The 11,567-nt window shown below is 61.6% G+C and carries 7 protein-coding genes; 2 read left to right on the top strand and 5 right to left on the bottom strand.

Annotated elements, in window-relative coordinates:
* Positions 1-11 precede the first annotated feature (11 nt).
* The 4 genes from recO to CGL56_RS12475 form a co-directional block, all read right to left on the bottom strand.
* Positions 12-746 (bottom strand): DNA repair protein RecO, encoded by a 735-nt coding sequence (gene recO, locus CGL56_RS12490; RefSeq protein ID WP_099106903.1) that lies wholly within the window; start codon positions 744-746, stop codon positions 12-14.
* Between the two features lie 414 nt (positions 747-1,160).
* The gene (gene hppD / locus CGL56_RS12485; protein WP_099106902.1) at positions 1,161-2,288 is read right to left on the bottom strand and encodes a 4-hydroxyphenylpyruvate dioxygenase; all 1,128 of its coding nucleotides are present in this window, start codon (positions 2,286-2,288) and stop codon (positions 1,161-1,163) included.
* 186 nt (positions 2,289-2,474) lie between these two features.
* Positions 2,475-5,015, bottom strand: a complete 2,541-nt coding sequence (gene bamA, locus CGL56_RS12480) for an outer membrane protein assembly factor BamA (RefSeq protein ID WP_099106901.1) — start codon at positions 5,013-5,015, stop codon at positions 2,475-2,477.
* A gap of 58 nt (positions 5,016-5,073) precedes the next feature.
* A complete protein-coding gene (locus tag CGL56_RS12475; protein ID WP_099106900.1) occupies positions 5,074-5,832 on the bottom strand; it encodes an isoprenyl transferase in 759 nt (252 codons plus the stop codon).
* Positions 5,833-6,012: 180 nt separating this feature from the next.
* Between CGL56_RS12475 and CGL56_RS12470 the strand changes: the two genes are divergently transcribed.
* Positions 6,013-8,811: a TonB-dependent receptor domain-containing protein gene (locus CGL56_RS12470; RefSeq protein WP_099106899.1), complete on the top strand. Its 2,799-nt coding sequence runs from the start codon at positions 6,013-6,015 to the stop codon at positions 8,809-8,811.
* 26 nt (positions 8,812-8,837) lie between these two features.
* Positions 8,838-10,451: a T9SS type A sorting domain-containing protein gene (locus CGL56_RS12465; RefSeq protein WP_099106898.1), complete on the top strand. Its 1,614-nt coding sequence runs from the start codon at positions 8,838-8,840 to the stop codon at positions 10,449-10,451.
* A 58-nt stretch (positions 10,452-10,509) separates the two neighbouring features.
* On the opposite strand, the gene CGL56_RS12460 is transcribed toward CGL56_RS12465, so the two are convergent.
* A complete protein-coding gene (locus CGL56_RS12460) occupies positions 10,510-11,556 on the bottom strand; it encodes a hypothetical protein (RefSeq protein ID WP_099106897.1) in 1,047 nt (348 codons plus the stop codon).
* Between the last annotated feature and the right edge of the window lie 11 nt (positions 11,557-11,567).

Raw genomic sequence — 11,567 nt, 5'->3', positions numbered from 1 at the left:
CAAAGATAAACTTACTTGCGGGTGGCCATCACGTCGCGCAGGATACCCAGGGAGTTGATTTCCCGCATGCCCTCGATGTGGTGGCGGTAGTAGCGCAGCAGGTCGGTCAACAGCCCGGAACGCTCCTCGCGGGTGGTGCGGATGTCGGCCAGCCCCGCCCGGTCGGCGTGGAGGAGGCGGTACATGAGGGCGGCCCGCTTTTCGTCCAGGTACTCCGGGTGTCCAGGGAAGCCGCCAATGAACTGCCCTTCCTTGAGGTCGAAGAGGGGAGTATCCGCGGAGTATTCCCCCGAGGGCAGGAAGCCCAGGTGGGCGGTCAGCTCCAGCAGGAAGTGAAGGTGAAGGTGGACGGTAGGGCCCGGCGTGGTGTCCAGAAAGACGAAGGCGTCGTAGAGAAAGTCAAAGAGAATGGGGTTCTCCTCCGACTCCCGGATGCTGTTGCGGGCCACTTCCAGCATGAAGAGCCCGATGGTGCCCCGCTCCACCTCAAAGGGGATGCGGGTGTAGATGTGGGCCGCGCGCACCTCCTTCAGGCGAGTCAGCTCCTTGCCGGGCCGCTCGTAAGCGATCAGCTCCACCAGGTTCATCAGCTGCAATTTGCTGGCGGGAGTGGAACTCCGGGCCTTGCGTACCCCGCTCACGATGTATTTCCTTATGCCGCGCTCCTCGGTGTATACCTCCAGGATCAGGGACGACTCCCCGTACTTGGTGGACCGGAAGATGATGCCGCGGGTTTTGAGGAGCATAGGTCAAGGGGTCAAGGGTGTCAGGGGGGCAAGGGGACAGGGAGTTAAGGGGTCAATAGTAGCAATTATCCCTCGCTTTGCTCGGGACTGGCTAAGGGGTCAAGGGGTAAAGGGGTCAAGGGGTCAAGGGCGTAACATTAATCCCTCGCTTTGCTCGGGCCTGGCTAAGGGGTAAAGGGGCTAAGGGGGCAAGGGGTCAATGGCGTAACATTTATCCCTCGCTTCGCTCGGGCCGGGTCAGGAGCATGCAACTCCTTGCCGCCCCTACCCGAGCGAAGCGAGGGGCGACGGCCACACCCCTTTACCCCTTAGCTCCTTGACCCCTTAACTCCTTGCCGCCCCTACCCGAGCGAAGCAAGGGGCAACTGCCACACCCTTTACCCCTTAGCCCCTTTACCCCTTAGCCCCTTGACGCTACAGCGTACCGCGCAATTCCTGTTCCCGCTCAATAGCTTCAAAGAGGGCCTTGAAGTTGCCCTTGCCGAAGCTGGTGGCGCCTTTGCGCTGGATGATCTCGTAGAAGACCGTGGGGCGGCTGCCGATGGGGCGGGTGAAGATCTGCAGGAGGTAGCCTTCGTCGTCGCGGTCGACCAGGATGCCGAGTTCGCGCAGGGGGTCGACGGATTCGTCGATCTTGCCGACGCGGTCCAGCAGGTCGTCGTAGTAGGTGGCCGGTACCCGCAGGAATTCCACGCCGCGGTCGCGCAGCTTGGTGACGGTATCCACGATGTTGTCGGTGGCGACGGCGATGTGCTGGATGCCGGGGCCGCCGTGGAATTCGAGGTACTCCTCGATTTGCGACTTCTTGAGTCCGGGGGCGGGCTCGTTGATGGGGAACTTGATACGTCCGTTGCCGTTCGACATCACCTTGCTCATCAGGGCGGTGTACTTGGTGCTGATGTCCTTGTCGTCGAAGCTGATCAGCTGCTTGAAGCCGAGGACGTCGGCGTACCACTGTACCCACTTGTTCATCTGTCCCTCGTCCACGTTGGCCACCATGTGGTCCACGAACTTGAGGCCGACGGGTTCGGGGCGGTAGTCGGGCTCCCAGGCCACGAAGCCGGGTAGGAATACCCCGTCGTAGGCCGAGCGCTCGACGAATACGTGGACGACGTGGCCGTAGCTCTTCACGGCCGAGCGGATCACGTGGCCCTGCTCGTCCTTCTCTTCCCGGGGTTCAAAGTGGGATTCGGCGCCGCGTCCGATGGCGGTATCGTAGGCCGCGCGGGCATCGTCCACCCAGAGGGCAACGGTGCGGACGGTGTCGCCGTGGCGGTCGATCAGCTGGCCGATGTCGGTGTTGGGCTTCAGGGGGGTGGTGAGCACCAGGCGGATCTTGTCCTGAACCAGTACGTAGGACTCACGGTCCTTCAGTCCAGTAGACAGGCCGGCGTAGGCCAGCGGCTGAAAACCCATGGCGGTTTGGTAGAAGTGGGCCGACTGCCGGGCGTTGCCGACCAGCATCTCGAAGTAGTCCGTGCCGTTCATGGGAAAGGCATCGGTGGAGGTTTCGGGGGTAACGGTTGGGGCGGATTGAGTCATGATCGTCTATTTTGGTTGCTGTGACAACTATTGCAGACACAAATATAAGGATTGGCCGGCGGTTTATCCACCTAAATTAGGCATTGCCAACGGTATATGTTGTGGGTGGTAGGTGCTCAAACGCACAGTGGGCCAGCTCCGGGAAGGATGCTGGCCCACTGCGGGTCGGGGACGGCTGGCCGGTGGTTATTCCGGTTCGAAGCCGAGGATGATGTTGAAGGTGCTCAGGTTGCCCTTTTCGGTGAGGTCCTTGTTCTTGTCGAATCCGTAGCCCCAGTCGAAACCGAGGGTGCCGAACATGGGCAGGAAGACGCGGGCGCCGAGGCCGACGCTGCGCTTCAGGTCGAAGGGGTTGAAGTCGCGGGCGGTGCGCCAGGCATTACCCCCCTGGGCGAAGGCGAGGACAAAGATCGTGCTCGAGGGGTTGAGCGAGAGGGGGTAGCGGAGCTCCACCGTGTACTTGCTGAAGATCGGGGTGGCGATCTTGCGGGTGCCGCCGGTTTCCGTGGTGATGAAGTTGTTGGGCAGGTCCTCGATCTCGTAGCCCCGCAGGCTGATGATGTCGACGCCGGCGAAGGCGAACTGCTGGTTGTTCACCCCGTCGCCCCCGAGCTGGAAGCGTTCGAAGGGGCTCACGCCCACCGCGTCGTCGTAGCTGCCGAGGTAGCCGATCTTGGCCTGGGTCTTGAGGATCAGCTTCTGGGTGATGGGGGTGTACCATTCGGTATTGAGGCGCCACTTGTGGTACTCCACGTAGCGGAAGCGCTCTTCGACATCCTCCAGGAGGTTGGGGTTGTCGCGGATGCCCAAGTTGCGGTAGGGCGGGGTCGCCTGGACGGAGAGTTCGATGTTCGAGCCCTGCTTGGGGTAGATGGGGTCGGTGGCGGTGTTGCGCGACAGCGAGAACTGCAGGCTGAAGTTGTTGTAGTTGCCGGTGGTGACCTGCTCGTTCTGGTCGGTGGTGAAGAGCTCGCCCCAGTTGTCCAGGGTGAGGGTCTGCAGGTTCAGGCCGGTGCGGAACACGAAGTTATCGTCGGGCCAGCGCAGGCGGGTGCCGAGGCTGACGGCGGCCTGCTGGATGATCAGCTTGCGCGGCACGGTGCTGGTGCCGAAGTCGTACTTGTTGTAGAAGGCGGAGACCGACAGCGAGGTGGGCCGCTTGCCGCCGAGCCAGGGCTCGGTCAGGCTGGCGTTGTAGCTCTGGTAGAAGCGGCCGTTGGTCTGGGCCCGCAGCGAGAGCCGCTGTCCGTCGCCCTGGGGCAGGGGGTGCCAGGCTTCGCGGTTGAAGACGTTGCGGAGGCTGAAGTTGTTGAAGGTGACGCCCAGGGTGCCGATGACCCCGCGGCGGCCGCCCCAGCCGGCGCTCAGTTCGAGCTGGTCGCTGGGTTTCTCCTCCACGGTGTAAATGATGTCTACGGTGCCGCGGTCGGGGTTGACGGGGGTTTCAATGCCCAGGGTCTCCTGGTTGAAGTAGCCCAGACCGATGATCTGCCGTTGGGAGCGGATGATGTCGGAGCGGCTGAACTTCTGTCCGGGGCGGGTGAAGAGTTCCCGGCGGATGACGTGCTCGTGGGTGCGGTCGTTGCCGTTGATGACCACCTTGTCGATGGTGGCCTGGGGGCCTTCGAAGATGCGCATCTCCAGGTCGATGGAATCGCCCTCGATGGCCACCTCGATGGGGTCGACGTTGAAGAAGAGGTAGCCGTTGTCCATGTAAAGGGAGGAGACGTCGGCGTTGTCCTGGCTGAAGCTCAGGCGGGTCTGGAGTTCCTCCTCGTTGTAGACGTCACCGCGGGTGATCCCGAGCACCCGGTCGAGGGTGGCGTCGTCGTAGATGGAGTTGCCCTTCCAGGTGATGTTGCGGAAGTAGTACTGGTTGCCTTCGTTGAGGTTGATGTCGATGACCAGGTCGCCGTCCTCGTTGCGGTACAAGCTGTCGTCCACGATACGGGCGTCGCGGTAGCCCATATTGTTGTAGTAGGTGATGACGGCTTCCTTGTCGGTTTCGTATTCGGTGGGCCGGAACTTGGAGCTCTTGAAGAGGCGGCTCTTCTCGCTGGTCTCCTTCATCTGCTTGCGCAGCTTCTTGTCCTTGACGGCTTCGTTGCCGATGAAGTTGATGTCGGCGATCTTGACGCGTTCGTTGCGGTTGATGTCGAAGAGGAGGCGGACGGAGTTCGGCCGGGTGGTGTCGGGGATCTCCTCTACGGAAACGGCGGCGTCGAGGTAGCCTTTTTCCACGTAGTAGCCGCGGATGGCCTCGGCGGCGTTCACCTTGGCGTCTTCGGTGACGATGCCGCCGCGGACGATGTATTTATTGACTTCCTCGTTGAGGTCTTCGTGGCTGCTCTGCTTGGCGCCGGTGAAGCTGTGGCGCAGGAAGCGGGGCCGCTCTTCCACGCGGATGGTGAGGAAGATGACGTCGCCGATGGTCTTTTCCTCCTCGATGGAGACGTTGGTGAAGAGGCGCAACCGCCAGAGGTTGCGGATGGCGCGGGGGATGTCGGGCCCGGGAATGCGGATTTCCTGGCCGACGCTGAGGCCGGTCACGCCGATGATGGCGTTCTCTTCGGCGAAGAAGGCGCCTTCGATCTTGATGCCGCCGATTTCGTACTCCTGGGGCTCGCTGTAGTTGAAGACGGGCTGGCCGAGGCTGTCGGCCTGGGCGGCGAGGGTGGACCAACAGCCAAAGCAGGCAAGGCAAAGAAGGAAAAGGCTAAATCTCATGCTAGTACGGTTTGCCGGCGGGGGAGCCGGCCGTCGGGGTAAGGATAGAAACTAACGTTCAGGGGTTGGTCGCCTGCTTCAATTGTTCGCTGGTTTTGCCGAAACGTCGTTCCCTTTGCTGGAAGTCGACAATGGCGGCGTAGAGGTCGGGCTTGCGGAATTCGGGCCAAAATACGGGGCTGAAGTAGAATTCCGCGTAGGCCGCCTGCCAGAGGAAAAAGTTGCTCAGCCGGTGCTCGCCGCTGGTCCGGATGATGAGTTCCGGGTCGGGGTAGGCGTGGGTGCTCAGGCGGGCGCTGAGGGCGGCTTCGTCGACCGCGGCGGCCTCCATGCGGCCGGCTTCCACTTCCAGGGCCAGCTGGCGGGCGGCGCGCGCCAGGTCCCACTTGCCGCTGTAGTTCAGCGCCAGGATGAGGGTCATGCCCTCCCCGTGACTGGTCTGTTCGATGCCGAAGGCCAGGGCGTCGCGGGTGGCCTCGGGCAGGCCTGCGGTATCACCGATGGTGGCCAGGCGGATGCCGTTGTCGAGCATCATCTGCATCTCGCTGCCGATGGTGTCCACCAGCAGTTTCATCAGGGCACCAACCTCCATTTCGGGGCGGTCCCAGTTCTCGGTGCTGAAGGCGTAGAGGGTGAGGTAGCGGACGCCCAGTTCGGCGCAGCCTTCCACGGTGGCCCGCACGGCCTCCACGGCGCTGTGGTGACCGAACACGCGGGGCTTACCCTTCCCCTTGGCCCAGCGGCCGTTGCCGTCCATAATGACCCCCACGTGGTGGGGCAGACGGGCCTTGTCAATTTGTTGCTTGAGCTCCTGCATAATTAAGGACGCGCAAAGGTAAGGGATTTAGTTTTGCCCGGGGACATTGGCACCCGCGCGCCGCCGCGAAAACGGGAAAACGGCCCGCGGTGGTGGAATTTCCGTAAATTGCATGCTGAACCCAGGTTCACTTTTTAGCTTTTAGTCCGATCATTTGCCCCCCCAAGCCAAGTATCCAAGATGAGGTTAACGACCCTAATTGCCGTTTGCTGCCTGGCAATCAGCAACTTCCTTACTGCCCAGGTCACCCTGAACGGTCTCATTATCGATGCCTCCAACGGAGATCCCCTCATCGGTGCCACCGTACTGGTAAAGGGTACGGCCAACGGCACGGTATCCGACATCGACGGCAGCTGGCAGCTCACCGTCAGCGGCCTGCCCATTATCCTGCAGTTTTCCTACACCGGCTATGCCCCTACCGAAATAGAAGTAAGCAGCACGGAACAGGACCTTACCATTCGCCTTGGCGATAATGCGATAACCACCGACGTGGTGGAAGTGCGCGGCCGCAGGATCAGCGAAAAGCAGCAGCAGGCCGCCCTGACCGTGGAAACCCTTGACGCTATCGGAATCAAGGAGACGCCGGCCGCCGACTTCTACGACGGCCTCGGCAGCCTCAAGGACGTGGACCTGACCGCCGCCAGCCTCGGCTTCAAGATCATCAATACCCGCGGCTTCAACTCCACCAACCCGGTGCGGTCCCTGCAGATCATCGACGGGGTGGACAACCAGAGCCCGGGACTCAACTTCTCCCTCGGCAACTTCCTGGGGGCCTCGGAGCTCGACGTCAACCGCGTGAACCTCGTGGTGGGTGCCTCTTCGGCCTTTTACGGACCGAACGCCTTCAACGGCGTCATCGCCATGGAGACGAAAGACCCCTTCCTGCAGCAGGGGCTCTCCGCCCAGCTCAAGGTGGCCGAACGCAACCTGATCAAGGGCGGCTTCCGCTACGCCCACGCCCTCGCCAATGCCGAGGGGGAGGAGTGGTTCGCCTACAAGATCAACCTGGAAGCCTTTCGCGCTGACGACTGGGTGGCCGACAACTACGATCCGGTCTACAACACCGATCTTCCCGCCGATAACCCTGGTGGCTACGACGCCGTCAACCGCTACGGCGACGAGGCCAACTCCATCTTCAATTATTCCCGGGCACGTAACCTCCCCGGCCTCGGCATCATCCGCCGGGCGGGCTACCGGGAAGAGGACCTCGTTGACTACGATTCCGAAAACCTGAAGGCCGGCGCCGCCTTCCACTTCCGCCTGAACCCCTCCCGCGGCCTCGAGAGCACGGAGCTGCTGCTCGCCAGCAACTTCAGCACCGGCACCACGGTCTACCAGGGCGATAACCGATTCAGCCTGCGCGACATCAAGTTTTTCCAGCACCGCATCGAACTGCGCAACCGCGACGACTTCTTCCTCCGCGCCTACGCTACCCACGAAGACGCCGGCAACAGCTATGACCCCTACTTCACCGCCCTGCGGCTGCAGGAGGCTAGTAAATCCGATTCGGAATGGGCCTCCAGCTACGCCGCCTACTGGCAGGGTACCATCGTCAAGCGCTTCCGGGAGAGGGACGACTTTCCCCAGTGCTTCCCCGTGGATTGTTCCCTGACCGAGCAGGATGCCCGGCGGGCCGAGTACTTCGCCCGGGAAGACATCCGCGACCTGCTGCAGGAATACCACGCGGAAACGCGAACCGTCGCCGAGCAGGCCCGGGGCTTCGACACCTACGACCGCTACGAGGTCGGCACCGAGCGCTTCCAGCGGGCCTTCGACAGCATCACGACCACCCTGGCGAGTGAGGGAGGCACCCGGTTCTTTGACAAGTCGGCCCTGTTTCACCTGCATGGAGAAAAAACTTTCGCCGACGTTTGGCAGCCCAACGCCGACAGCCGGCTGGAACTCACCGTCGGGGCCAACGGCCGGCTCTATACCCCGAACAGCAAGGGAACCATCCTGCTTGACACCTTTGGCCGCAACATCGATACCTGGGAAGTCGGTGCTTACGGCGGCGGTACCCTGCACCTGAACAACCGGTACAAAGTGAGCGCCAGCCTGCGGGCCGATAAAAATCAAAACTTCGACCTGCTCTTCAGTCCCGCCGCCAGCCTGGTTTACACCCCTACCCCCACTTCCACCGCACGCCTGAGCTTCAGCTCCGCTATCCGAAATCCCACGCTTAACGACCAGTACCTGTTCTACAACGTAGGCCGGGCGATCCTGCTCGGCAACATCGACGGCATCACCGATCTGGTCACGGTACCCAGCCTGATCAACTTTTCGAATACCGGCGACCAAAGCCAGCTCGAATACTTCGACATCGACCCCATTCGCCCCGAAAAGGTGCGCACCTTCGAGGCCGGTTACCGGACGACCGTCTTGGAAAAAGTCTACCTCGACGCTACCTATTACTACAGCTTTTACGAGGACTTCATCGGGTACAACATTGGCGTGGACGTGCAAACGAATGGCGCCCTCATCACCGGGGCCCAGCCCTACCGGGTATCGGCCAACGCCCGTGACCGCGTAACCACCCAGGGGTTCAGCATCGGCGGGAACTACTATTTCGCCCGATTCTACACCCTGAATGGCAACTACAGCTGGAACAAGCTCAATACCGCCACGGAGGACCCCATCATTCCGGCCTTCAATACGCCGGAGCACAAGTACAACGTGGGCGTGAGCGGCCGGGACGTGCCGCTGAACCTGTTCGGTAATCCGGTTCCCGGCTTAGGCTTCAGTGTCGCCTACAAATGGATCGAGGGCTACCTCTTCGAGGGATCGCCCCAGTTTACCGGCCTGATCGAATCGTACGGCCTGCTCGATGCCCAGATCAATTTCGATATCCCGAAGATTAACACCAACATTAAATTCGGGGCTAGTAACTTGCTCAATCGGGAAGTCTACCAAGTATACGGAGGCCCCAATATCGGCCGCCTGGCATACCTTACGGCAACCTACGACTGGAACAACCGGTAATCCCATAGCGCTTTAATCAACTCGACATGCATAGAAACTTTACCCTCCTAACCCTATTATGCCTTAGTGGCACGCTGGCCATGCAGGCCCAGACACGCTACCTGGACGCGATGTTTAACGTCAGTGCTCCGGAAACCGTTACCTACGCCAATAATATCTCGATCCTCACGGGAACCCCCACCCCCACGGACCTGAAGATGGACGTATACCAGCCGGTGAATGATACCGCCCAGTTGCGGCCCGTAGTAGTGACCTGGCACACCGGCAACTTCCTGCCCCAGGTGCTCAACTTCAGCGCCTACGGTGACACCAAGGATTCCATCAACGTTAACCTGATGCGGCGGGTGGTATCCCGCGGCTACGTTGGCATCTCCGCCGATTACCGCAAGGGCTGGTTACCCACCGCCGACAACCAAGACGTACGCACCGGCACCCTGCTGCAAGCGGTTTACCGTGCTTCCCAGGATGCCCACGCCCTGGCGCGCTACCTGCGCAAAACCGTTGCGGAGGACGGCAACCCCTACCGCATCGATACCAGCCGGATTGTCTACATGGGAACGGGTTCGGGCGGATACGTCGTCATGGCCCACGCTACCCTGGACCGGATCGAGGAGATCGCCACGAACCCCCAGTTCTATGACGAGGACGGTAACCTTCTGGTGGACCCCGCCGTACTGTCCAATCCCCAGGGTACGACCCAGGCGCAGATCAACATCCCCAACCATGTCGGATACAGCTCGGACGTAGCCATGGCGGTAAATATCGCCGGGGCCCTTGGCGACAGCATCTGGATGGAGGGCAAGCCAAATGAGCCCATGATCCTGGCTTACCACAGCCTGACCGACCCCTTCGCGCCCTACTACGCCGGTACGGTTATCGTGCCCACGACCAACCAACCGGTAGTCGACGTGGCCGGCTCCAACCTGTTCATCCGGCGGGCCAATGCCCTTGGATTGAATGCGGACCTGGAGGCCGCCAACGCGCTTACCCTCGATGCCAAGTTCGGCCCCCTGGCCACGAAGATTAACCAGATCAACGCCCAGTACAAGCAGATGCAGGTGAAGTCCCCCATCCCGACGGCGACCAACGACGTCTTCCAGTACTCCCGCGATAACATGTTCCCCTTCCGGTACAGCCGGGTCGTCGGAGCGCCGTACAACTACTTCAATACCGACCGCCTTTCCCAGCTGGTCGCCGGCTACAACGCAGCCTTTCCCAACGATACCCGCGACGTGAACGTCATCGTGGCTGGCGAGGCCCAGACCAACCCCAACTACAACAATCCGGCCGCCGCTAACCTGGTGATCGACACCATCATGGCTCACTTCCTGCCCCGCGCCTACATCGGCCTGAAACTGGGTGACGCGTCTACCAGCATCGAAGAGGTGATGAGCAACGCCGCAGTAGGCCTCGACCTCTACCCCAATCCCACCACCGGTGGCTTCACGGTGAGCGTGGCCGAGAACCTGCGCATCCGCCAGATCGACGTTTTCGACATCAATGGCCGCAACGTGGCCCGATTCACCGGGCTGAACCAGTCTTCCTACAACGTCGAACGGGGTGACCTTCCGAAGGGTCAGTACATCGTTCAGCTAAGGCTCGACGAGGGTACCACCGCCCGCAAGGTGATGCTGCGGTAACCACCGCACTCCACCCGCTTCAGGAGAACCCCGTCGGCCCCGGCCGGCGGGGTTCTTTTTATTTGATGAATTCCTTGGGAGGGGCCAGGAATACGCCGACCCGGAAGAAGGGGCGGGCCTCCACCGTGGTTTCCAGGTCCAGGTCGATGTCCGAAGCGGGGTTGAAACGGGTATTCACGGGCAGGTAGTAGCCCGCCTGACCGAAGGCCCAGACCCAGGCGCTGAGGTTGTGCTCGTACTGCAGCATAGCGCGCACGCCGTTGTTGCGCAGGAAGAACTGCCCGAGCTCCGAGAAGTTGCCCCGGTCCTCGGTATTCAGGGCGTAGTAGCGGCTGTCGAAGGTGGCGCCTAGCAGGAAGGTGTTCATCAGCTCCTTTCCTACGTTGCGGCGCAGGTAGGCCTGTCCGGGCAGGGCCGTCTGTATGCCCCAGTGAGGGTTGAAGGTGCGGTTATAGACGAAAAAGGGCAGGGCGATCTGCCGGGCCTTGTTGTTGCTGTAGGTGATGCCCACGGCCCACTCCTCGTCGGGGCTCACCTTCTTGCCGTACACCGCGGCAGCGCTGTAGGTGCGGTAGATGCTGCCGAAGTCGATCAGCCCCTGGTAGTCGCCGTTCAGCGACATCCGCAACCGGGCGGAGGTGTAGAAGCGCTCGTCCCAGCTGTGGGTGAAGTAGGCCGAGAGCTTGTTGGCCTTGAGGCGTCGTTCGTCGAGCAACTGGAAGAGGGTGGGCTGTCGCTCAAAACCTCGGTAGGGGTCGCTGAAGAAGTACTTCTCCGTATCCCATTCGTAGCCCAGGAGCAGTTTGTTCTGGGGGGTATTCAGCAGGGGGATCTTGAACTTGAAGGTGAACTGCTCCAGGTGGGTCACTGTCTGCTTGCCGCCCTTCAGGCCCTCGCCGGCTTTCCAGGCGAACTGCGGCTGGGTTTCGTAGCGGATCGCCACGCCCCGGCTCTGGCTGCGGTAGCGGACGCCGGGGCGGGACCACACGGGGTGGTCGTCGGTGAGGACTTCCAGGTTGCCCTGTTCCAGTTCAATTTGCGCGGCCGCGGGTGCCGTGAACAGCAGCAGGAGCAGGGCCAGCAGGAAGGGGGGGCGGTGGGGCATGGATCTGACGT

Origin of the sequence: Neolewinella marina (assembly GCF_002631205.1) — a bacterium.
Taxonomy (GTDB): Bacteria; Bacteroidota; Bacteroidia; order Chitinophagales; family Saprospiraceae; genus Neolewinella; species Neolewinella marina.
This window is presented reverse-complemented; position numbering and strand designations above follow the sequence as displayed.

What these genes read in the sequence shown, in the direction of transcription:
- CGL56_RS12470 (WP_099106899.1), top strand. Translation starts at nt 6,013, where the DNA reads ATGAGGTTAACGACCCTAATTGCCGTTTGCTGCCTGGCAATCAGCAAC.
- CGL56_RS12475 (WP_099106900.1), bottom strand. Translation starts at nt 5,832, where the DNA reads ATGCAGGAGCTCAAGCAACAAATTGACAAGGCCCGTCTGCCCCACCAC.
- recO (WP_099106903.1), bottom strand. Translation starts at nt 746, where the DNA reads ATGCTCCTCAAAACCCGCGGCATCATCTTCCGGTCCACCAAGTACGGG.
- CGL56_RS12460 (WP_099106897.1), bottom strand. Translation starts at nt 11,556, where the DNA reads ATGCCCCACCGCCCCCCCTTCCTGCTGGCCCTGCTCCTGCTGCTGTTC.
- hppD (WP_099106902.1), bottom strand. Translation starts at nt 2,288, where the DNA reads ATGACTCAATCCGCCCCAACCGTTACCCCCGAAACCTCCACCGATGCC.
- CGL56_RS12465 (WP_099106898.1), top strand. Translation starts at nt 8,838, where the DNA reads ATGCATAGAAACTTTACCCTCCTAACCCTATTATGCCTTAGTGGCACG.
- bamA (WP_099106901.1), bottom strand. Translation starts at nt 5,015, where the DNA reads ATGAGATTTAGCCTTTTCCTTCTTTGCCTTGCCTGCTTTGGCTGTTGG.